Genomic DNA, 22110 nt, shown 5'->3' with positions numbered 1-22110 from the left:
AACTCGCCCTTATCCTTGGTTAAATAGAAGAGTAATGTTATGTCGATTAACTATTCCACGGTCATTACAGACCTACGTGCAATCCTTGGCACTGACGCCGTTACCGATGATCCTGTACGCCGTTTTGCTTGGTCTACCGATGCTAGCTATTTCCGTATTGTACCGGAAGTGGTGGTTCATGCTGAAACCCTTACCCAAGCTAAACAGACCTTAGAGGTCGCTCGTCAGCATCAAGCGCCAGTGACATTTCGCGCCGCTGGCACCAGCCTTTCAGGCCAAGCGATTGGCGAAGGCATCTTGCTTATTTTGGGTCACGATGGCTTTAGAGATATCAAGATCAGCGAAGACAGCCAAAAGATTTCTCTAGGCTCGGCAGTGATTGGCGCAGATGCCAACATGGCACTCAAGCCACTCAATAAGAAGATTGGCCCCGATCCAGCCACCTTGGCATCAGCCATGGTGGGCGGCATCGTATCAAACAATGCTTCTGGTATGTGTTGTGGTACGGCGCAAAACAGTTACCAAACCATCGACTCAGCCAAACTGCTGTTTGCCGATGGTACCGAGCTAGACACAGGCTGTCCGCAGTCTAGAGCTGCTTTTGCCAGTTCCCATAAAGCATTATTAGACGAGCTGACCGAACTTGCTGCACTAACCCGTGGCAACGAAGTGTTAGCCAACCGCATTCGTAAGAAGTACTCCATCAAGAATACCACTGGCTACAGTATCAATTCGTTGGTAGATTTCACCGATCCGTTCGATCTGATCAACCACCTGATTGTAGGTGCAGAAGGGACATTAGCCTTCGTCGAAGAGGTAACCTACCACACCGTCGATGAAGCTAAGTTTAAGGCCTCTGCCATGGCCGTATTTTTCAATATGGAAGATGCAGCACGTGCGATCCCTCCGATTAAAAGCGACAGTGTTGCTGCCGCTGAACTGCTAGACTGGGCATCAATTAAGTCTGTCACCGGCAAGAAAGGGATGCCAGATTGGTTAAGTGAACTGCCTGAAGGGGCTGCCATTCTGTTGATCGAATCACGTGCCAACGATGAAGAGACGCTGGCTCGCTACACTAAAGATGTCATCGCCAAGCTTGCACATATCGAAACTGAACGCCCTATCAGCTTCAGTAACGACCCAGAAGTCTATGGCAAATATTGGGCAATGCGCTCAGGCTTATTCCCCATCATCGGGGGTGAGCGTCCAAAAGGCACCTCAGTTATCATCGAAGATGTGGCCTTTGAGCTAGAGCATTTAGCTAACGCCGCCAGCGATCTCACCGCACTGTTCCATAAGCACGGTTACCCAGAAGGCGTGATCTACGGCCATGCGCTAGCGGGGAACTTCCACTTTATCATCACACCAACCTTTGCCTCGCAAGGCGATATCGACCGTTTCCATGCCTTTATGCAAGACGTGGCCGAAATGGTGATAGACAAGTATGACGGCTCAATGAAAGCTGAACACGGTACTGGCCGTGCGGTAGCGCCATTTGTTGAGATGGAATGGGGTGCTGATGCCTACACATTAATGAAGCGCATTAAGCAGATTTTTGACCCACAAGGTCTACTCAATCCAGGCGTGATCTTAAACGATGATGCCAATGTGCATGTGAAGAATATCAAGCCATGTCCTGTGGTTGATGACTTTGTCGATAAGTGTATTGAGTGTGGTTTTTGCGAAAAAACCTGTCCAACCTCTGCACTTAACTTCACGCCGCGTCAGCGTATTGCCACCTTGCGTGAAATTGCTCGTCTCGAACAATCTGGCGACAAGCAAGCAGCAGAAGAGATGCGCGCAGCCGCCAAGTACGATGTGGTTGATACCTGCGCTGCTTGTCAGCTGTGTACCATTGCCTGTCCCGTAGACAACAGCATGGGTAACTTGGTGCGTAAGTTGCGTACGCCTTATATCACTACGACTGAACAGAAAGTACTGGATTTCCAAGCCAAACATTTTGGCGCGGTCAACCAAGTAATAAGCACAGGTTTTAATGTGCTTAACATCATTCATAAAGTCACGGGTGACAGCGTCACCGATGGACTCATGAAAGTTGGCCGTATGGTGTCTAAGGAAGTACCTTACTGGAATCCTGACTTTGCTAAAGGCGCTAACCTGCCTACGCCATCTCCTGCGTCACCAGATAAAGAGACCATCGTCTACTTCCCAGCTTGTGGCGGACGTACCTTTGGTCCAACCCCGTTAGACCCAGATAACCGCACGTTACCTGATGTTGTGGTTACCTTGCTTGAACGCGCAGGTTACAACGTCGTCACCCCCGACAATACTCGTCATCTATGCTGCGGCCAGATGTGGGAGTCGAAAGGTGACTTTAAAAATGCCGACGCTAAGCGCGATGAGTTAATCGATGCCTTAAGCTCCCTCAGTGATAACGGTAAAGTGCCAGTGGTGGTCGATGCACTCTCTTGTACCTACCGCACGCTCACTGGTAATCCAAAGGTTGAGATCACCGATCTGGTTGAGTTTATGCACGACAAGATCTTGCCTAAGCTGACATTGACAAAGAAGGTCAACATTGCGCTGCATTTTGGTTGTAGTGCTCGTAAGATGAAGCTTGAGCCTAAGATGCAAGCTTTGGCCGATGCCTGCAGTGCTGGCGTAAAGTTACCTGAAGGTATCGAGTGTTGTGGTTATGCTGGTGAGAAAGGTTTATATAAGCCTGAGATAAATGCCAGTGCACTGCGCAACATCAAAAAGCTGATCCCTGTTGATATCAAAGAGGGCTACTACGCCAACCGTATGTGCGAAGTCGGTCTGTCACATCACAGTGGCATCTCTTATCGTCATTTGGCTTATCTGTTAGAAGAGTGCAGCCGTTAATAACAGCGACTCAAGATGATTTAGGTTTTAGATAACCCCACCCAAGCAAACTCCGCGATATGACTGGTTTCATATCGCGGTTTTTTATTATAAGGGCTCGCCTCCTATTTTCCGCTGCGCACAGGGCATCAATGACACTGTATCTCGCATCAATTAACAAGATAAATAGGTAATTTTAACAAGTAAAAAACTGGTGTTAATGAGTAACATGCGCCATAGTAGAGCAGTATTGCGAGAGAAAAGGATGTACAGCGAAGCTGAATAGCTTCCTCGTAAGTCTATCAATGATGGCGTCAACGGCTATCAATAAATCAACCGAGGCAGATAGAGGATATATCGCCAGATGGGAAAAGTGCTACTTGTCATAGCGACGATGATGCTTTCAGGCCTTGCTCAGGCAAACAGTATCTATAAATGCATCAAAGACGATAAAATCGTCTTTAGCCAGACCGCTTGCCCGAAAGACTTTCGCCAGCATGAGATAAAATATCAGCTCGGGATCACCACTGAAACCGACAGTGACAAGCGTAAAGCGCCTGACGATCCGCTACAAGCCCTGCTTAACAAACGCACCATATCTAAAGAGAAGCTACTGCAACTAATTGGCAGTGAGATTTACCGTCTTAATCAAGAAAATAGCTACTATGATATCCTGCGCGCCAGTGAGCAACAAAAGCTCGATCGCAAACGCTATTGGCAAAAACAAGATGAGAATGATCCTGAGTTTGTGAAACAAGTGACTGAGATGAATCAATACTTTGATGAGCTTCAGCAGCTAAACCAGCACTCAATCGATCTGCTTAAGCAACACCAAAGTAAGATTGAAGCGGAGTCGGCAGATGAGTCCGAAACCTACGAGACGAAAGACCCGTAACTCAGTCTAGGCCAACCCCATGCGTAAACTCACCTACATCACCCTCTTTATTATCGGCCTGTTACTCGGCACACTGCTGAGCTACCTAGTACTGCAAAAGGTCATCGCCAGTCGCGGTGGGATGGATATGTCTGGGTTTGTGAACAATGCCAACCAATTATTACAGCAAAAGGAAGTTATCGATCCGCTAATTTGCGCCAAACTGGCCATGGATATGGGTTATAAGATTGATAATATGAAGCTTAATTTTAATCTTAATCAGCAGCTCACACCGTTTGATAGTGGCGACCAAAGTGCCTTCTATCTGCTGGTTTACTTAAAGGGCTACGCTTTTGGCCTCAGCCATCACTACATAGACAAAAAAGAGCAATACCAAACAATCGAGTGTGATACACGCTTTCCGTGGCTTAAAAAACGCCCCCATAGCCAACAAGCCTCAATCAAATGATCGCGTGGCCGCTGCTGGTAAAACATCCCCATGATGACCACCTTTTGCTATTAGCCAACCTACAGCTGTGGCTGGCAGAGCTGGAAATTAACCCAAGTGACGAGATGATGATTATCGATAGCCAAGGGCTAAGCTACCACTGGCGCGCAACGGCAGATGGTGGCGAGTTTATGCTAGCGAATGAGCCCGTGTCATTAGCGCAGTTGCTGGACTGGGTGCGTACCCACGCTAGCCTCAATGGTCACTGTTGCACCGCCAAAATGGGCGCCAATACCATAGAGCAGGTATTTGAAATGATGCGCTACTTAGAAGAAAACTAGTCCCTATTACCTTAGGCCATAGGGACTATTGATATAGGGACTAAAGTAATTAACTTCTTAACCCTATTCCACGGCTAATCAAATAATACGCTATCGCCCATAACGCGCTGCAAAAGCCTAGCATAATGGCAAACGACAAAGCGATGCTGATATCGGCATAACCTAAGAAGCCATAACGGAACACGTTAATCATATAAACCACAGGATTGAGCTGCGACACGCCTTGCCAAAACTCAGGCAATAAACTCAGCGAATAAAAAACCCCACCAAGATAGGTCAGCGGCGTCAACACGAAGGTCGGCACGATACTGATATCATCGTAGCTCTTAGCAAATACCGCATTAATCAATCCGCCAAGGGCAAACAAAATAGCGGTCAATAGCACAGTGATGGCCACTAATCCCGCATGATGCAAGCTAATATCGACAAAGAACATTGCCACTAAGGTAACGATAGTGCCGACACATAAACCGCGCGCCACACCGCCGCCCACATAGCCAGCTATCATCACATAGTGAGGCACAGGCGCAACAATCAACTCTTCGAGATTACGCTGAAATTTAGCGCTAAAAAAGGATGATGCCACATTAGAATAGGATGCAGTGATCACCGACATCATAATCAGGCCTGGCGCGATAAATTCCATGTAGGAAACACCGCCCATTTCACCAATCCGCTTACCGACCAAGTTACCAAAAATCAGAAAATAGAGCGTCATCGAAATCGCTGGCGGCACTAGAGTCTGTACCCAGATGCGCGTAAAACGGGTGATCTCTTTTATCAAGATGCTCTTAAACGCTGTAAAGTAAACATGCTTCATATTGACACAGGCATTGCTCATCGTTGCGCTCCCTTACCTTGTTCCACCAACTCCACAAATAACTCCTCTAAACGGTTTGCCTTGTTGCGCATCGATAACACCTCAATCCCCTGTTCACTGAGTTGAGCAAACACACTATTAATACTCTGGCTTTTAACCACATCCACTTCTAAGGTGTGAGCATCACTCAGGCGGCACTGAATATCGCTGAGCACTGGCACGACGTCGAGATCACCACGTAGATCCAAAATAAAGGTTTCCATATTGAGTCGGCTCAACAAAGATTTCATGCTAGTACACTCCACCAACACCCCTTTGTCGATGATGCCGATATTGCGGCACAACATCTCAGCCTCTTCCAGATAGTGGGTGGTTAAGATAATCGTCACCCCTTGCTTGTTGAGCTCAGTCAAAAAGGTCCACATTGAACGCCTCAGCTCAATATCGACGCCAGCGGTTGGCTCATCGAGAATCAATAACTTTGGCTCATGCATCAAGGCTCGGGCGATCATCAAACGGCGTTTCATGCCACCAGATAGCGCACGTGCAGGGCTATCTCGCTTCTCCCACAGATCAAGCTGACTCAAGTACTTCTGCGCACGCTCAAGGGCCACATCACGGGATACGCCAAAATAGCCGGCCTGGTTCACCACAATCTGTTGAACGGTTTCAAACTGATTAAAATTAAACTCTTGCGGCACTAGGCCAATAGACATTTTTGCCAGCTCTAAATGGGTATCGATGTCATGTTCAAATACTTTAACCCTGCCGGCACTCTTTTGTACCAAGGAGCAGATGACACCAATCGTGGTCGACTTTCCCGCGCCATTAGGTCCCAGTAACGCAAAGAAGTCCCCCGCCTCAACGTTAAGACTAATTCCTTTTACAGCCTCGACACCGCCTTTATACGTTTTCTTTAGTTGGTCAATTTCGAGCGCATAATTACTGTTCGCCATGCAATACATCCACTTTAATATCAAAAACAAACAAAAACTCCCGCACATGGCAGGAGTTTATAATCTTAACGGCATTCGCCATTAATCCAAGGGCACCACTTTGGCAATATAAGGCAAGTTACGATACTGCTCTGCGTAGTCGATCCCATAACCTACGATAAATTCATCAGGAATGGTGAAACCGATAAAATCAACCGGTACATCCACTTCACGACGCTCAGGCTTATCAAGCAGTGTACATAACGCTAGGCTCTTGGGTTCACGCAGTAGCAACATGTCGCGCACCTTATTTAAGGTATTTCCCGAATCGATAAGATCTTCAACGATTAACACATCGCGACCTTCGATATCAGACTGGACATCTTTTAGGATTTTCACATCCCGAGAGCTACTCATAGCATTGCCATAGCTAGATACCGACATAAAATCGATCTCTACATGGCCCTTAATACGACGACACAAATCGGCCATAAAGACCACTGAGCCTTTGAGTAAGCCAACCATTAACAGGCGCTCGCTATTGGCATAATGGGCGTTGATCTTCTCTGCAAGAATGTCTAGTTGTTGCTCAATCTCTTCAGCCGAGATCATCACTTCGATGGTGTGTTTCATACTATTCTCAAAATTGTCTTAATTGTCGCTATTGCTGGCACTGTGCTTATCATAGCCCCAACGCTTGGTTAACGCGTGGTCGACGCCCAGATGATCTAAAATCCGCGCGACCATGAAGTCTACCAGATCTTCAACCGATTTGGGATCATGATAAAACCCCGGTGCCGCAGGCATAATGGTCGCCCCCAGCTTAGACAGTGACAACATATGCTCTAAGTGTATGCTGCTAAAGGGTGTTTCTCGTGGTACCAGAATTAATTGGCCACGCTCTTTTATCACCACATCGGCAGCGCGCTCCAGTAAACTGTTACTCATCCCTGTGGCAACGGCCGCCAAGGTACCTGTACTGCATGGACAAATCACCATCTGCTTAGGCGCAGCAGAACCCGATGCTGGCGGTGAGAACCACTCCTCTTTACCCAGCACATATAACTCACCGCTGATATCACTGCCTTGCTGTGCAAACAGCTCCAGTAACTGCGCTTTCGCCTTGTCGCCATTAGCGCTCAGTTGTAGGCCATGCTCAGTGGCCAACACCACCCGCGCGGCGCTAGAGATCATCAAGAACACTTGATAATCGGCCACCAGCAAACACTCAAGTAGCTTCAGCCCGTAAGGTGCCCCAGAGGCCCCGGTCCACGCCAAGCTAATAGCCTTGGCCTTTCTTGGATAATTCATATAAATCTCTTTAATTAAAGCTAGAAAGTGGAAACGCCTTCAAGCCTTTGTAAAAGCTTGCCATGGATACCGCCAAAGCCACCGTTGCTCATGACAATAACAGTGTCACCTGGTTTAACTTCAGCAGCCACAGCGTCGACCACATCATCTATCTGGTATAGCACAGATATCGGCAGGCTAACCTTCGCCATCGCTGCCTCTACATCCCAGTCGATATTATCGGCTTGATATAAAAACGCTGCATCGGCTAGAGACATCGAAGCCGCTAAAGTCTCTTTATGTACGCCGCGTTTCATGGTGTTTGAACGTGGCTCAAGCACCACTAAAATACGCCCCTCGCCCACTTTAGCGCGGCAACCTTGCAAAGTAGTGGCAATCGCTGTTGGATGATGAGCAAAATCGTCATACACCTCGACGCCATTGACCGAACCAATCAACTCCATTCGACGCTTGGGCGGCGCAAACTTCACTAATGCCTCAATCGCTGCCTGAGGTTTCACCCCTACATGACGCGCCGCAGCAATCGCCATGGTGGCATTTTCCACATTGTGCTGGCCAATCAACTGCCAGTCTAAGATACCTTGTGATTCACCATCAAAAAACAACTCAAACCTGTGGCCATCGTTGCTCAGTACCTGGGTATACCAGCCCGCTTCAGCTTGATGAGTACTATAGGTTTCCTGCTCACTCCAACAGCCCATGCTTATGACATCTCGCACCGCTTGACTGCCTACAGGCCAAACAATCTTGCCTTGGCCCGGTACTGTGCGTATTACGTGGTTAAACTGACGCTGAATAGCTTTTAGGTCATCAAAGATATCGGCGTGATCAAACTCAAGATTGTTTATCACTAAGGTGCGTGGCTGGTAATGGACAAACTTAGAGCGCTTATCGAAAAATGCGCTGTCATATTCGTCGGCTTCTACCACAAAAAACGGCGAACCGCCGAGTCGCGCCGACACTCCAAAGTTCTGCGGCACGCCACCAATCAAGAAGCCCGGCTCATAGCCGCAATCTTGTAGAATCCACGCTAACATACTCGAGGTCGACGTTTTCCCGTGAGTCCCCGATACCGCTAACACCCAGCGTTCTGGCAAAATATGTTCCGCCAAAAACTGCGGCCCAGAGGTATATTTAAGCCCACGGTTTAATACCGCCTCGACACAAGGGTTGCCGCGACTCATCGCATTGCCTATCACCACCAGATCAGGGGCATCATCTTCGTTCTGACCAAGCTGACTGGGGTCGAAGCCTTGAATAAGTTCAATACCTTGCTCTTCGAGCTGCGTGCTCATCGGCGGGTAGACATTGGCATCGCTGCCGGTAACCTTGTGACCATTGGCTCTGGCAAGCAGTGCAAGGCCACCCATAAAGGTGCCGCAGATGCCAAGAATATGTACATGCATGGGGTTGGCTCTAGATGAGGAATAATCTGTTGGTATTCTATCGATTTGAAATGCCATTGTCAGTTAACAATGGTTTAAATAACTATTTCGTAGCTATGCCAGTTTGCTGCTGTATGACATAAGAGAATTTTCCACACTTGGTTTAAACAACCCTAGGTCACTCCTGGCAAGCTACTCACTTGGTGTCATTTACCTTGGTCTATTTCTTACCTATAGTAATTAAGGTCCATCTAATCCAAGGCACTTTTTAGCCTGTTAACAATGAAACCAATCTCGTAAGGTAGGCAATTGTATTGATTTGTATTCTTATGTGGAGGCTGAGTGAAAATACTGTTTACCCTAACGCTTTTGTTTTTCATTAGCCTTTGCCCTTTTGCCACATCCGTCGCTGCTACTGTCGAGATGGCATTTGGTGAAAAGATAGCGCCATTTTGTTTTCCAGAAACTGATTCTGGCATTGAAGTTGATATCATCCGGGAGGCCTTAGCGTTTAAAGGACATGTGTTAGTGCCACTCTATTTCCCGTTCGCACGTATTCCGGTGGAGTTTAAGAATAAAACGGTCGATGCCGCGATGACAGATCTGGGGGAGGACTTGACGCCATTTGGCGGATTTTATGGCGATCCTGCAGTGATCTATCACAACGTATTTATCTCTTTGAAAGCGCGTGATATTCAGATCAATAAACCGGAAGACCTCAACGGCTTGAGCGTGATCTCATTTGTGGGCGCCGTGAAACGTTATCCCGAATGGTTAACCCCAGTGAAGCAGTCGGGGCGGTACTTTGAACAGAACAACCAGTTACTGCAGGTGCTGACCTTAAATAAAGGTCGCTATGATCTGGTGTTAAGTGACCGAAGTATTTTCAAATATTTCAGCCAATTACTGCAATCACGCAAAAATTTTGTCACTCACCCCATTCAAGAACATAAATTTACAGACGTTGATCCACTCGACTACCGCCCCATCTTCAATGATGCGGCCATCAGGGATGACTTCAATCAAGGCCTTGCTCTCCTCATCAGCTCTGGCCGCTATCAAGCCATCTATGACAAATACCTCAATAGCAACTCATCCACGGTAACACTCCCCTAACAAACCCGACATTATGTGTGATCCAATGCGCAGTTTTTTAAACTCGAACATGCTAAAAGAGGAAGTTACCTTTGACTAATTTTTAAACAGAAGATCTATAATTTATACCTGTAATAATAGCCAACTAAGGCGCAGTCATTGCACAAGGATATCGCTATGCTGAAAAAAGTGAGCCGCCTAGATTACTTTACACTACAAGTGTTTATCGGCTTGGTTGAGCTAAAAAATGGCAGCGCCGTAGCTGAGCGATTGCACACCACCCAATCTAAAGTCAGTCGTAGCTTAACCTGCCTACGTGAAGTATTAGAAGATGAGCTGTTTGTGCGTCAGCAATATGGCTTCGAACCCAATCAAATCGCCATTAAGATCACCCCTATGGTGCAAACCATTTTGCAGCAGTACGACAAAATAGTCGCCACCACCATAGACAAAGGCGTACAACCTTTTCAGTTAAGTGTGGCAACCTTTGAGCAGTGGTCACTAATGGTGATGAACTACGTACATACTAGCTGTCATTGTTTAGAAGGCGGCGTTAGTATCAATATTCAACCTTGGTCAGACAATATTAGTCAGCGCTTGTGTCAGGGGAAAATCGATTGCTGTGTCTCCACTGAACCTATTAATCATTCTATGGTGAATAACTACAAACTCGGCGACATTATTCACTTCTTTATTGTGGCCAAAAACGGGCACCCCATTTTGAATTCCAATCAACCTTTAATCGATCTGTTTGACTATCACGTTGCCCTAGTCAATGCTAATCTACATGATCAACCCCACCCGATAGAGCGCTATGCAAGAGAACATGAGCTCGATATCAGCATCGCACTTAAAAGTCCAAGCCTACGCATGTTAATTGACCATGTGAGTCATGGCGATGATGTTGCGCTACTCTCTTCGGCAATGTCTATGTATTACTTTGAAAGCCGTGACGATGTGTCATTTATCGACGTGTCATCACTATGGCGTGACACCAACGAACTTGTTTGCGACAGCTACTATTTAAATTGCCATAAGGGAATTAAAGATCAACTAGCCAACTGCTTAAAGACACTGCTCACAGAGAAACTCGATGAGATGCAGGCCCATTATGATGAAGCGGCGCGGCATCGTAATTTAACCCACCATCAGATAACTATGTGTCAGGACGCTAGTACACCCGAGCCTTCTTCACTAAAATGCTGCAATCCCTCACAATAGGCCTTCGCCATTTTCGGCATCCATAAGGGCGCTGTTAACTCAGTGCACATATTGGTTGATTAACCCTGTGACCAGCTCTTTGAGCCATTCAATATGTGGACTCGGATGATGCTTGGCGCTAATCAAATACAACTTTGGATATGGCTGTGCTTGGTACAGCAGCTCAGTGTCGATAGCAGACAGGCAGCACACGTGTAAACCGGGTAAAAGATGGCTCTGTTCATAAACCTTATTGTAGGGCAGTAGGCTCAGTGTCTGATTGTCTGATAAATAACGATAGAGATCATGAAAGCCCAGCGCGGTTTGGATGTTATCGCTAGGTGCCTGATGGCAAAAGAGCTTTTGCTGCCGGCAAAAAGCCTGGAAAGGGTCTGGAGCGCTCTTATTTAGTAGGCTAAAAGCGCTTAAATAGGGGTAAGTAGCGATATTGGTTAAGCTGATCTCCTGCTGCAGGATAGGATGGTTTAGTCCGCACAACAGATAGAGATGTTCTAGCGTCTTAAGCGGTATCACTTCAAAACGCGGATCAGCTTGCAATGGGACTGCGTCAGACTCACAGAGAATCGCCACATCAATAAGGCCGTTTGCTGTATCTTGTAAAAGATCATCTGAGCCACTGCGGAGCTCGTAACTAATGGGCAGATGTGCCTCATTAATGGCCGCACTTAATTGCTGCGGCAAATGCGGGATCAACAGATCGCTGACGTAGATCACCATCGCCGATTCTAACGCCAATGGATTCAGCTGGTTTAATTGATACAGGTGTTCAGCGCACTGTACTAACTCCTTAACGATGGGGTAAAGCTGGCGGGTGAATTCATTAGGCTCAAGACCATGCTTTTTTCGAATAAACAGCGGATTATTAAAAATGGCCCGCGCATGCTGTAGGCAGCGACTCACCTTAGGAGCTGGAATATTCATGTCGCTAGCAACTGATGAAGCAGAATGTTTTTCATACAAATTAACCAATATATTAGCACTAAGCATATCCAAACTATCTAGAGTTATATTTTTCATTGTAAAATACCTCTACCGACATCAAATATACCATTTTGAATTATAGTTAACCCAGCCATAATTACCATATTATTATTTATTAAATGTATAGATACAAAAATCAGATCTCGATCATACTTTTAAATTTCAACATTTTACAACAAAGCGGTAAGAAACTAATTTAAAAGAAGTTTAAAATTAAAAACAAACAAACACCAGATATACACAAATCATAAACTGGATATCCAAATATCGATTTTCTACAATTCGAAATAGTTAAAAGCAATTATCAGATCTGCCACTAAATTTTAATAAACTGATTTCGATAATTGTTGTAAATATTCCGCATAAAGTAATAATTAAATGGAGAGTTTATAAACAGAAGTACTTTTGGAGGTTTATCATGAACGCCACCGCTACAGTTATTTTAAGTTATGCATTTATGTATTTTGTTTTATTCATAATTGTTCCTCTCGTCATCGTGACCTTCGTAATGACGTGCATCAAGTTCTTCAGATCAAGCGAGGTTCAGATGGTCGATGCTGCTGTTAGTATCAAACCTCACCTGCTCGACAAAGAATCTATGCATTTTCTAAAAAGCTTAAAATCTATCGCGAGCAATCGCTACGATGTGCTGTACGGAGCGTCTTTGGTTAATGTGGTTGATATTGATGACTCAGTAAAAAACCATGAAGAGGTTCAAGATTTTATGGAGCATTGCCACCTAGACTATGTGGTCGTTGACAACGAGTCTTCTGCGGTCAAATTAGTGGTTAGCAACCCTGATACGAGCTCACCAGAACAGATGAAATTTGTCGAAAAATGTTTAGATTACATAGGTGTGCAATTCATTAAGCTAGATAAAGATAAGCATTGCGATGAAGCCTTGTTACGAACTGCACTCGCCGCCTAATGGCTAAACGCATTCGAACAACCCCAATCCAAGCACACTTTATCCAAGTGTTCACAGCCCAACCGAGCGTCAAATAGACAACTTGGCGCTCTCATTAAACACCGAAATCATGTTCACCTTAAGGTGTAAGGAGTCGGTATGTGTCAGATTAGCCGCAGTCTCTCAATTGTGCTTACTACCCTTATCACGGCATCAATCTTCTGCACCTTGCCGACCATCACCTTGGCCGCCCAGACCGAGAACGATACCCGTACGTGCCTTAAATGCCATAAGCGCAATGGCCAACTGCATGGGGTACACGCAAGTACTGCCTTAGCCATTGAGTGCCAAGATTGCCATGGTGACAAAGGCAGTCACCCGAAAAAAGGCTCAAGTATTAATCGCTTTGGCGCTAATAGTCCAATGTCTGTGACTCAGCAAGTAGCGGTCTGCCTAAGCTGCCATGATCCTCAAACGCTGGCCAACACCGAGTGGACACATAATGTACATGCGACACGCGTAAGCTGCACCCTATGTCACCAGCTACATCCAGAATACGACCCAATGTTGTCATTAGACAGCAAACAGCATAGCCAGTTATGTGTCACCTGCCATCAGGTCAAACACTAGGAGGCTTGTGATGGAAACATCAAAACGACAATTTCTTAAAGGCTGCGGTGCGTTGATCGCAGGGATCTCTGTTTATACGGTGACTAAATCTCCCTTGGCTGAAAATGCCAATACAGATGCGTCACAAACAGAGGTTAAATATGCCATGGTACATGACGAAAATGCCTGTATCGGCTGTAACGCCTGCGTTGAAGCATGCCGTGAAACCAATCATGTGCCTGACGGTGTGACGCGAGTCAAAATTGAGCGCACAGGTCCGTTTGGGAACTACCCTAACCAGAGCTATCGGTTTAATCGTGTGTCTTGCCAGCACTGTGAAGCCGCGCCATGCGTACGTGTTTGTCCTACAGGTGCGGCCTATATAGACAAAGACACTGGTATCGTTGCCGTCAATAGCGACCGCTGCGTAGGCTGCCAATACTGTATTGCTGCCTGCCCTTATCAGGTGCGGTTTATTAACCCCGAGACGCGCACTGCCGATAAGTGCGATTTTTGTCAGCAAACCCAGTTATCGAAAGGCTTGCAACCTGCTTGCGTCCTGGCGTGTCCAACTCAAGCGCTGACCTTTGGCAATTTAAAAGATCCTGACTCAGCGTTAGTTAAGTTACTTAAAACCAAGCCAACGTATCGCGCCAAAGTGGATCTTGGTACCCGGCCAAAGTTGTTCCATATTCAAACCATCGATGGGGAGGTAATGCTATGAGTGCTTTTCATTTTGAAGGCCTGGTATGGCATTGGCCGATCGCTATCTATCTGTTCTTGGCAGGGTTATCTGCCGGTGCGGTATTTTTTGCCATCATGCTTAAACATTTTAAGTTAGCCAGTGAAGCCTATCACTCCCCCTTTGTGCAGGCGGCGGCAATCATCGCGCCACTAGCAGTATTTGGCGGCCTAGGGATCTTGGTTATCGATCTGACCAAGCCATTGGACTTCTGGAAGATACTGGTGTTTTACAACACCACTTCAGTGATGTCGATGGGCGTATTGGTGCTAATGGCCTATCAAGTGGCACTGTTTGCTTGGATTGGCTGCATCTTCCATCAAGGCTTAACGCGTCTGCTAGACGGTCGTTTTGGCGCAATAGGTCGTTTAAGCACACGCTTTATCCAGATGCTAGTCAGACAGGAGGCGGCCATCACAGGTATCTTAGTGATCCTCTCTATCTCATTAGGCGCATACACAGGTTTTCTGTTATCAGCACTGATCGGTTTCCCACTGCTTAACAACCCAGTACTGCCGCTGTTATTTTTAATCTCCGGACTCTCCTCCGGTGCGGCAGCAACCTTGCTGGGTGGCGTGCTACTTCGAGGTAACCCTAATGGGATTGAAGTGCGCTTTATCCACGGTATTGAGATCCCTATGATCTTGGTGGAGATAGGCCTACTTTTCACCTTCTTTGCAGGGCTAATTTTATCAGGTGGCCAAAGCCAAGTCGCCGCACTCAATGCGCTGGGCTATGGGTTTTGGGGCTGGATATTTTGGGGCGGCGTTATCGGTATCGGCTTAACCTTGCCATTAGCCTTTAATTTGTGGATGAAAGTCTCCGCCGATCGCAAGTTTACCTACGTAGCGGTAACTGCCAGCTTTAGCCTTATTGGCGTATTCCTATTACGTAACTTTATCCTTTATACCGGGCAGATGACTGGCGTGTGATACTTACCATTCAACCACAGTGACCTCATCCAAGAGATTACTGTGGCGGAGGCATTATTTACCAGAGATTAAATGCAGCGGCGCGTTATCGCTGAGGTAAGCCTCATCAACCTGCTGCAACTTATTGAAGGTGATAATGCCACGGATCCCATCGATATACGCTTGACCGCGCTCTGAATATTTGCCCAAGGTTCCCGCCAGCTCTAAACCAGTGATCGGTTTATTTTCAGCTCTGAGTTGCGCGCGCAACGTACGCAGCTTTTGGTAAGCATTATTGGTATTGAGATTACGTAAATAGCCTTCGACCGAAGCTAGCGGCGTATCAAAACGTGCTAAACCGTAATTGCCCAGCTCCTTACGCTGCTGTTTCGGGATCATGCCATTACCGCTAAAGTCCCATTGGCCAAAAAAGGCATTACCTTCAACCGTAAAGCGCGATGTAGCCCAACCACTCTCTTCCGCTGCCTGCGCAAGCACCAGTGATGGTGGCATAATATCCACCTCTTCAAGTAAGGTTTGCCGCTGTGCCTCACTCAGTGGTTTGTCATTGTCATTTGCGCTAAGCACTCGATATTTAACCGCCAAAGCACGTAGTTGGGTATCATCAATGGGTGCCGTTTCTATTATCTGACGTTCGAGTAAAATATTTTCATTAGCCACCAAAATTAAAGGTGCCATCAGGCGAAAAAACACCATTTTTTTTAACTGTACAGGTAACTGGCTAGAGGTCTGCTGCCAGCGCTCGCCCACCGACTCAAAGGTTAACCTAGGCACTTCTCGATTACCCGCTTGCCAACTTTCTGTGTTGTAGTTAAGTTGATCAAACAGCGCGCTGAGATCATCGAGTGAATTAATCACCACATCTTTTGCAGGCTTAGTTGGACGCTGCAATGATACCGCTTTAAAACTGGCCTGCGTTTGATTGGAATCAGGCTGAGTGGCGAGCTCATTGGCACTGATTGCGAAAAGAGGCATCTTGTCATCAGTTGGTGCAACATTTTGCCTCTCACCCTCGGTGTCACCAACTCGATAAGTACTCGCCAGAGTAACGATACTTATGATGACAGCAGCAAGCATTAACAAACGAATCATCGTAGATAACCTCTTTTATGTGGCCTATTCTGGAACAGATTAACTTTCCACATAGCCTAGTCCTAAAGATAGATGTTGATATCACTTTAATCGATCATGGTGAAAGAGTCTTCGACATCGTGTCTTCAACCATCAAACTCTGTGATTAACCGTAGCGAAGAAGTGATAGCTGTGCCTCCCTTGTTATCTGGGTAAAATAAAAAGTAGCAGGAACACGAAATAATTAGCCAGCACAATAATAAACTTTTTCTAATACAAGTAATTAATGTAAATAACGATGACCATCAAGGTAACCACAAGGATAACGCGAAGTTAATTTATTTTACATTCATGGCTAAATTAATAATTTAGATGTGATAAAGCGCTCACTATTGATGCGAATGTTATTTTAGCGTTGAATAAAAATTGTGTATTTCATACAGTGGACTTTCGCCTTAAAAACAAATGTATCGATTTGTATCATACATATTAAACGTGAAATTCATTTAGATGAGTGTATGTTAAAAAAAAGTTCTGCCACGCTATCAAGCTTCATTTTATTTGTTGGTATCATACTACTGACACATATGAGTGCCTGCTTTTTAGTAAACAGCTCTGAAATAGGCCATCAATTTTCCCATGGTTCAACGCCTTCACAACAAACCACTGCCGCGAAAAAAAAAGAAGCTGTAACACATTCATTGTACTTGGATTACATTGAACAATACGGTAAACAACACCTAAATGTTATTCCCGCTGAAGTGGAAGATATCAACTTCAGTTCATTAACGTTAACTTCAACTCTATTTTTTCTATTATTCCTTTGTGCGGGCTTACCTTCATATAAATCGCAAAAGTATAAAACCCCGAAAAACATACTAGAGTTCACATCACTTCTAATAAGTTGGATTAAACCTATCAAAGGCACTCCGTCTTAATTTATCTACCCCAGATTATTAACCGCGTTTGCCGTTAATAACTTTCAAACACGACTAAGCCAACCGAATATACCATTACTCAGGTCTATTGGTCAGTTTCTAAAAACTTATCTAAATTAGGTTATTTACATGACTTATAAAAACTCAAGCTGTCTGAGTGTCTACGGCTGCGTTGATAATAGTACACGCCGAAAAGTGATATCTACAGGCTTATTATTTGCGGCGTTGTTATCAAACTCAGCTGCGGCCGATAATGAAAATGTTGCTGCAGCAATCGACAACAATACCTCACATTGGTCTGGTTATATCAGTGCATCTGCGGCCAGTAATACCTTTGAACAGTCGGCCCCTAGCTCCTATCAAGCTCTGAGCGGCAATGGCCGTATTGCCTATCGTGATACTTGGGGGAGCCTTCGCCTGTCATCTGGAGGGGAGGTAGAAACACATCATAATGAATCTTACTTCTACGATACTTTTTTAGAATACCGCACGCCAACCGGCCAACTGGGGAGCGACTGGAGCTACATCGGCAGTGCTGGGGTATACCTCCCCACCAGCCACACCAGTCAAGAGAACAAACTTAGGGCCGCGCCGAGATTGGCCGGCTACCTGTTTTATCGTCCTAGTGAGGATTGGAACTTCTATGTTTCGCCACGGGTAAAGTACAACGCCTACCAATATGAATCAGGCCGTCATGGCGAGCATTTCGTAGAATATCGTATCGATCTTCTCGCTGATATGACCTGGCAGTTTATCGATAACTGGTATCTCGATATCAATGGCTCTTATGCCATGGCTAAAGCCTTTAACACCAAGCGCTACGACAACCGCTTTACCCTTAGCGAAGAGATAGGCTGGGCGTTTGCTTCGAGTTGGGTTGCAGCAATTGGACACAATAACAGCGGCTATCTCTATGACCCTGATCGCGGTGCCTCTCATGGTTTTGAAGTCTATGACGAGCGCAGTTCGGTGTTTTATCTATCAATCACAAAATACTTATAAATTTAAGCAAAGAGGAGGTTTTTATGTATAAGAGCAGTGTCGCTATCGCCATTTTAAGCGCGATAGGATTAAGTGCCTGTGGCACAGACGAGCCGTATCAAGAAGTCAAAAAAGATGAGCGAATGATCGCCGTACAAGACTTTAAAGATGCCACCACCAATGTTGACGCGGGCACAGATAAGCTCACCTCAGCCTCCACCCTGTCAGAGCTAGCAACCCAGCAACCCGAACGCCTGTTTCTGTACACTCGTAGCCTAGGTGAAGCGCCGCGCTACTCAGCGCCTATTCATGGTTTTTCTCAAGGCGAGGAGAAGCTGGTTACACTTAGAATGACAGAAAATGGCATTCAGCTAAGACAGATAGACCGTGATAACATTGGTCTAGGCCATGACTCTCGTTACGACAACGAGTACAACAAGGCCCCCGTGCTCACCATTCCTGGTAACTACATTGACTTCCAATGCCAGGAGGACAATTGGGGCGACTGTACCAACAAAGAAGAGGAAGTAAACGATCGCAACATTACTTGGGATAAAAAGAAGTTCTTTATTCCTAAGTTTGAAGCGGCACAGATAGCCGAAGAAAACTATACCGATCTCGTGACCTTTAAACAGTGCACCACAGAAACCGAGTCTGCACACTTGGTACAAGATGGTGACTGGAAAGGCTACCAAATGGACTTAGCCAATGGCGTGCTTAACTTTGAGATTGAACACACCTATCAAGCTAACCCCGCCTGTTTCGGTAAGTTTTTCAAAGGTAACTTTGACAACCTCTCTTTCACCACCACCGAATATATCTCTGTTGTGGCACTCGACAAGTTGGCAAGCAGTGACTTTGAAGCCGTCCCCTATAGCGAAGATGAAAATGGCACTTTTGGCTTTTTCAGAACCCAACATCAATACCGAGATGGCAACCATGCTGCGGGCAAAGATGGATACGTACGTCAGTACCTCAACCATTTTAACCCTAAGAAGGAGTCAATCACCTATTACCTAAGCAACAACTTCTATGAGCCCAAGAATAAGCCATTCTTAACCGCGGCCACACAAAGTATCACCGCGATCAATGTTCAAAATAAAGTGTTCAAAACTGGCTTACCTGAGCTTAAGCTGGCACAAGCTGGCACGCACCGTCATGGTGATCTGCGTTACAGCAACATCACCCTGTTCGACGAACCGCTCGACAATGGCCTTGCCGGCTATGGCCCCTCTGCGGCCAACCCGTTCACCGGTGAGATAGTCAGTGGCCGTGTAGACCAATACAGTGCAAACCTTGAGCAAGGCTCAACACGTTACTATCGCCGCGTGCAGCTCGACTACAACCGTGGCATGTTAGATGCTCATTCAGTCAAAGCCCTCACTGGCGTTGATTACACGCCCTCTGAGGAAGCGGTTAATCGTGCCAATGCAGTGGCGGCCAACAAGTTGATTGCTGCACAAAATGGTGACAGTGACGATGCCATGGTTAATCAGCCAAGAAACCAAGCCTTGGCACAAACCGTCATCCCAGATCTGTCGACTACCGATGTCGATAATGCCCCTTTTGAGGAGTTAGTCGCGCAGCAGAGCAAAACCGAAGCGTTTTGGGCTGAGCATAACCTAATGAGTGTCGATAAAGCCTTTGGTTTAACGGGCGGGGCATTACGCGAGTTACCTCGTGGTATTAAAGGCTACGAGATTGATTGGAAAGACAGCAATTTCTGGGTCGACGGCGTGGTGGGCGGTAAGCTTAAAGATATCGAAAGCATGCCAACAGGCTTCCAAACTAACCTAGTGACCAAACTTGCCGCACAAGCCTTTGCTGGCACCCTTACCCATGAGCTAGGTCATACATTAGGGCTAAGACACAACTTTGCGGGTAGCCGCGATCAGGCAAACTTCTTTAACGAACAAGAGATCACTAAGTTCAGCGAGGCCTTAACCGAAGCAGGCTACCCTAACCTATCGGTTAAAGCAGACTTCTCTAGCCAAATGGATTATAACGCCGACAGGTTTGCGACCACTTTCCAAAAGTATGATCTCGCCGCACTGCGTTTTGGTTACGGTCGTCAGGTTGAAACTCAAGATGGCAGCTTAGTGTCATTAAGCGCCGAAGACGCTAAACGTCGCCAAGAGCTTAGCGAAGGCAATATCACGGGTGACACCCAATATGGCGCCTTGCACAATATCGCCGCAGAAAACGATCTTCGTTACTTTGCATTCTGTACCGACGGTCATGTCACGCTTAACAGCAACTGTAACCGCTTCGATGCGGGTACCAACAACGATGATATCGTGCAGTATTATATCGACAGCCACCATGACAGCTATGACACCATGAACGTGCGTCATAACCGTCAGACGTTATTCGAAGATAATATCTTGCCGTATACTATCAATCGTCTCCGTGGTTTCCACGATATCCGTCAATTTGTCGAAGACACCGCCACCGTTGAAGAGCTATTCTCATTCAACCAAAATGAGTTAGCCGAGTTCTGCCCAGGCCATGAAAACTATTGGTTCTGCGCTTCACAGCGCGCAGTCGACAAGGCATCAGACACCTTCCTCACCGCAGCAGGTCTCAACGATGTCTACTTACATGTCACCTACAGAATGAACAGCGATGACAGCCGTGCTTTAACTAAAGTTCACTCGTTAGAAGATATCCTCACACGGATTTATCGTCTCAATGCGGGCAAGCTAGATGAAGGTTTCGAGTTGGGTAAAATCATCACCGATTACCATCAAGACAGCGATAAACTTAAAGAGCTATTACTGAAAGCCGATATTGTCGAAGCCTATCAAGATCTGGTCTACGCCGACGTCAGCGTTAACAATGGCCATCTGCTAAACGGTATTAAAGCACCTGCGTCTAGCCCTAATCATCCATACGTCAATGAGCGTGATGTATTAGGTATGTGGCCAGATAAGCTTTTAGCGATGCGTCAGCTACTCACGCGTAAATCACCACGCAGCACAACGGGTCGCACTTACTATGCTTTGGCTGATGCGCCTGAGGTCAAAAAGCAGCTGCAAGGAATGTTATGTCAAATGACCATGGGGAATACAGTCAGTAAAATCAATGGCTACCTCACAAACCCTGTATTGAAGGATGAATGTCAGGCGGTCGATCCTAAGTACTATGTTAACGATGTAGACTACGCTGACCAACAGATCGAAGCGTTGCCAAGCTACGCGACATCTCTAGGACGTTACTTTGGCTTCCCTCAAGCCAGCTACGACATGAAAGGCAAGAGTAACCTGCTACAGATGATGCTAAAACAGGTGGTACTGGCTTCAGTGGATAGCGATTATCGCGGCGAGGAAAAAGCCAGAGTATGGCGTGAATATGTCGGGATCCACCTCTCAAGCGATGCCATTGATACGCAGCAAACCATCGCGCTACGCGGTAAAAACTACGCAGCAACAACTGAGAACGTCTTGGCCAACATGCTTATTGATCAGATCAAGGCACTAAACGCCTTGAAAGCGAGCTCGCCAGCGTTGATGGCACATGTCATGAACCGCGACGGTGAAACGTTCCAGCAATTGGTTGTTGATCCGATTATTGAGCGCGATGAGCGAGTATTAACTTACCTGCCCGTACTCTAGTTTCTCCCCTCTCTCTCACCTAGAAAGAAGCCGTTAATCGGCTTCTTTTTTTATACCCAATCACTGACAGTATCAATATACA

20 protein-coding genes are annotated in these 22110 nt (G+C 46.2%); 13 read left to right on the top strand and 7 right to left on the bottom strand.

The annotated features are described in order from the left end of the window. Positions 1-39 precede the first annotated feature (39 nt). From L876_RS0110425 to L876_RS21545, 4 genes are all read left to right on the top strand, one after another. Positions 40-2844 carry an FAD-binding and (Fe-S)-binding domain-containing protein gene (locus L876_RS0110425; protein ID WP_028763760.1) on the top strand — a complete coding sequence of 935 codons (2805 nt, stop codon included), beginning with the start codon at positions 40-42 and terminating at the stop codon, positions 2842-2844. Between the two features lie 343 nt (positions 2845-3187). After that, positions 3188-3718 (top strand): hypothetical protein, encoded by a 531-nt coding sequence (locus L876_RS0110420; protein WP_028763759.1) that lies wholly within the window; start codon positions 3188-3190, stop codon positions 3716-3718. Between the two features lie 19 nt (positions 3719-3737). After that, positions 3738-4166, top strand: coding sequence for a hypothetical protein (locus tag L876_RS0110415; RefSeq protein ID WP_028763758.1), 429 nt, complete (start codon positions 3738-3740; stop codon positions 4164-4166). Beyond that, on the top strand, positions 4163-4486 hold the full coding sequence (locus L876_RS21545; RefSeq protein WP_051413075.1) for a DUF4144 family protein: 324 nt from the start codon (positions 4163-4165) through the stop codon (positions 4484-4486). Before L876_RS0110415 ends, L876_RS21545 begins: the two co-directional genes overlap by 4 nt. A 49-nt stretch (positions 4487-4535) precedes the next feature. On the opposite strand, the gene L876_RS0110405 is transcribed toward L876_RS21545, so the two are convergent. From L876_RS0110405 to mpl, 5 genes are all read right to left on the bottom strand, one after another. Continuing rightward, the gene (locus L876_RS0110405) at positions 4536-5306 is read right to left on the bottom strand and encodes an ABC transporter permease (RefSeq protein ID WP_028763757.1); all 771 of its coding nucleotides are present in this window, start codon (positions 5304-5306) and stop codon (positions 4536-4538) included. 17 nt (positions 5307-5323) lie between these two features. Then, positions 5324-6262 carry an ABC transporter ATP-binding protein gene (locus tag L876_RS0110400; protein WP_028763756.1) on the bottom strand — a complete coding sequence of 313 codons (939 nt, stop codon included), beginning with the start codon at positions 6260-6262 and terminating at the stop codon, positions 5324-5326. Between the two features lie 81 nt (positions 6263-6343). Next, positions 6344-6874, bottom strand: a complete 531-nt coding sequence (hpt, locus tag L876_RS0110395) for a hypoxanthine phosphoribosyltransferase (RefSeq protein ID WP_028763755.1) — start codon at positions 6872-6874, stop codon at positions 6344-6346. Between the two features lie 18 nt (positions 6875-6892). Further along, complete coding sequence (locus L876_RS0110390) at positions 6893-7552, bottom strand: flavin prenyltransferase UbiX (protein WP_028763754.1); 660 nt, start codon at positions 7550-7552, stop codon at positions 6893-6895. Between the two features lie 20 nt (positions 7553-7572). Beyond that, positions 7573-8958, bottom strand: a complete 1386-nt coding sequence (gene mpl, locus L876_RS0110385; protein WP_028763753.1) for a UDP-N-acetylmuramate:L-alanyl-gamma-D-glutamyl-meso-diaminopimelate ligase — start codon at positions 8956-8958, stop codon at positions 7573-7575. A gap of 321 nt (positions 8959-9279) precedes the next feature. Here mpl and L876_RS0110380 point away from each other — a divergent pair, with 321 nt between their 5' ends. Together L876_RS0110380 and L876_RS0110375 are read left to right on the top strand one after the other, a co-directional pair. Continuing rightward, a complete protein-coding gene (locus L876_RS0110380) occupies positions 9280-10053 on the top strand; it encodes a substrate-binding periplasmic protein (RefSeq protein WP_248674568.1) in 774 nt (257 codons plus the stop codon). 156 nt (positions 10054-10209) lie between these two features. After that, positions 10210-11253, top strand: a complete 1044-nt coding sequence (locus tag L876_RS0110375; RefSeq protein ID WP_028763751.1) for a LysR family transcriptional regulator — start codon at positions 10210-10212, stop codon at positions 11251-11253. 39 nt (positions 11254-11292) lie between these two features. Here L876_RS0110375 and L876_RS0110370 read toward each other — a convergent pair whose 3' ends face one another. Next, complete coding sequence (locus tag L876_RS0110370) at positions 11293-12270, bottom strand: LysR family transcriptional regulator (protein ID WP_028763750.1); 978 nt, start codon at positions 12268-12270, stop codon at positions 11293-11295. A gap of 511 nt (positions 12271-12781) precedes the next feature. On the opposite strand from L876_RS0110370, the gene L876_RS0110365 reads away from it, so the two are divergent. The 4 genes from L876_RS0110365 to nrfD all read left to right on the top strand — a co-directional run bounded on the left by L876_RS0110365 (position 12782) and on the right by nrfD (position 15424). Continuing rightward, on the top strand, positions 12782-13162 hold the full coding sequence (locus tag L876_RS0110365; protein ID WP_245686969.1) for a DUF2726 domain-containing protein: 381 nt from the start codon (positions 12782-12784) through the stop codon (positions 13160-13162). 138 nt (positions 13163-13300) lie between these two features. Next, the gene (locus L876_RS0110360; protein ID WP_028763748.1) at positions 13301-13771 is read left to right on the top strand and encodes a cytochrome c3 family protein; all 471 of its coding nucleotides are present in this window, start codon (positions 13301-13303) and stop codon (positions 13769-13771) included. A 10-nt stretch (positions 13772-13781) separates the two neighbouring features. Further along, positions 13782-14474, top strand: coding sequence for a 4Fe-4S dicluster domain-containing protein (locus tag L876_RS0110355; protein ID WP_028763747.1), 693 nt, complete (start codon positions 13782-13784; stop codon positions 14472-14474). Beyond that, complete coding sequence (gene nrfD, locus L876_RS0110350) at positions 14471-15424, top strand: cytochrome c nitrite reductase subunit NrfD (RefSeq protein ID WP_028763746.1); 954 nt, start codon at positions 14471-14473, stop codon at positions 15422-15424. Before L876_RS0110355 ends, nrfD begins: the two co-directional genes overlap by 4 nt. A gap of 54 nt (positions 15425-15478) precedes the next feature. On the opposite strand, the gene L876_RS0110345 is transcribed toward nrfD, so the two are convergent. After that, positions 15479-16516, bottom strand: coding sequence for a glucosaminidase domain-containing protein (locus L876_RS0110345; RefSeq protein ID WP_028763745.1), 1038 nt, complete (start codon positions 16514-16516; stop codon positions 15479-15481). Positions 16517-17013: 497 nt separating this feature from the next. Here L876_RS0110345 and L876_RS0110340 point away from each other — a divergent pair, with 497 nt between their 5' ends. The 3 genes from L876_RS0110340 to L876_RS0110330 all read left to right on the top strand — a co-directional run bounded on the left by L876_RS0110340 (position 17014) and on the right by L876_RS0110330 (position 22028). Further along, positions 17014-17433, top strand: a complete 420-nt coding sequence (locus L876_RS0110340) for a hypothetical protein (protein WP_028763744.1) — start codon at positions 17014-17016, stop codon at positions 17431-17433. A 129-nt stretch (positions 17434-17562) separates the two neighbouring features. Continuing rightward, positions 17563-18435: a hypothetical protein gene (locus L876_RS21540; protein ID WP_051413074.1), complete on the top strand. Its 873-nt coding sequence runs from the start codon at positions 17563-17565 to the stop codon at positions 18433-18435. Between the two features lie 23 nt (positions 18436-18458). Next, positions 18459-22028: a zinc-dependent metalloprotease gene (locus L876_RS0110330; protein WP_028763743.1), complete on the top strand. Its 3570-nt coding sequence runs from the start codon at positions 18459-18461 to the stop codon at positions 22026-22028. Positions 22029-22110: the final 82 nt, after the last annotated feature.

It is taken from the genome of Shewanella colwelliana ATCC 39565 (assembly GCF_000518705.1).
GTDB lineage: Bacteria > Pseudomonadota > Gammaproteobacteria > Enterobacterales > Shewanellaceae > Shewanella > Shewanella colwelliana.
The sequence above is the reverse complement of the archived record's forward strand: the minus strand, read 5'-3'. Positions and strand labels throughout refer to the sequence as shown.

Excerpts from the sequence above, each read along its gene's own strand:
- L876_RS0110425 (WP_028763760.1), top strand. The coding sequence starts at position 40 with ATGTCGATTAACTATTCCACGGTCATTACAGACCTACGTGCAATCCTT.
- L876_RS0110420 (WP_028763759.1), top strand. The coding sequence starts at position 3,188 with ATGGGAAAAGTGCTACTTGTCATAGCGACGATGATGCTTTCAGGCCTT.
- L876_RS0110415 (WP_028763758.1), top strand. The coding sequence starts at position 3,738 with ATGCGTAAACTCACCTACATCACCCTCTTTATTATCGGCCTGTTACTC.
- L876_RS21545 (WP_051413075.1), top strand. The coding sequence starts at position 4,163 with ATGATCGCGTGGCCGCTGCTGGTAAAACATCCCCATGATGACCACCTT.
- L876_RS0110405 (WP_028763757.1), bottom strand. The coding sequence starts at position 5,306 with ATGAAGCATGTTTACTTTACAGCGTTTAAGAGCATCTTGATAAAAGAG.
- L876_RS0110400 (WP_028763756.1), bottom strand. The coding sequence starts at position 6,262 with ATGGCGAACAGTAATTATGCGCTCGAAATTGACCAACTAAAGAAAACG.
- hpt (WP_028763755.1), bottom strand. The coding sequence starts at position 6,874 with ATGAAACACACCATCGAAGTGATGATCTCGGCTGAAGAGATTGAGCAA.
- L876_RS0110390 (WP_028763754.1), bottom strand. The coding sequence starts at position 7,552 with ATGAATTATCCAAGAAAGGCCAAGGCTATTAGCTTGGCGTGGACCGGG.
- mpl (WP_028763753.1), bottom strand. The coding sequence starts at position 8,958 with ATGCATGTACATATTCTTGGCATCTGCGGCACCTTTATGGGTGGCCTT.
- L876_RS0110375 (WP_028763751.1), top strand. The coding sequence starts at position 10,210 with ATGCTGAAAAAAGTGAGCCGCCTAGATTACTTTACACTACAAGTGTTT.
- L876_RS0110370 (WP_028763750.1), bottom strand. The coding sequence starts at position 12,270 with ATGAAAAATATAACTCTAGATAGTTTGGATATGCTTAGTGCTAATATA.
- L876_RS0110365 (WP_245686969.1), top strand. The coding sequence starts at position 12,782 with ATGGTCGATGCTGCTGTTAGTATCAAACCTCACCTGCTCGACAAAGAA.
- L876_RS0110360 (WP_028763748.1), top strand. The coding sequence starts at position 13,301 with ATGTGTCAGATTAGCCGCAGTCTCTCAATTGTGCTTACTACCCTTATC.
- L876_RS0110355 (WP_028763747.1), top strand. The coding sequence starts at position 13,782 with ATGGAAACATCAAAACGACAATTTCTTAAAGGCTGCGGTGCGTTGATC.
- nrfD (WP_028763746.1), top strand. The coding sequence starts at position 14,471 with ATGAGTGCTTTTCATTTTGAAGGCCTGGTATGGCATTGGCCGATCGCT.
- L876_RS0110345 (WP_028763745.1), bottom strand. The coding sequence starts at position 16,516 with ATGATTCGTTTGTTAATGCTTGCTGCTGTCATCATAAGTATCGTTACT.
- L876_RS0110340 (WP_028763744.1), top strand. The coding sequence starts at position 17,014 with ATGTTAAAAAAAAGTTCTGCCACGCTATCAAGCTTCATTTTATTTGTT.
- L876_RS21540 (WP_051413074.1), top strand. The coding sequence starts at position 17,563 with ATGACTTATAAAAACTCAAGCTGTCTGAGTGTCTACGGCTGCGTTGAT.
- L876_RS0110330 (WP_028763743.1), top strand. The coding sequence starts at position 18,459 with ATGTATAAGAGCAGTGTCGCTATCGCCATTTTAAGCGCGATAGGATTA.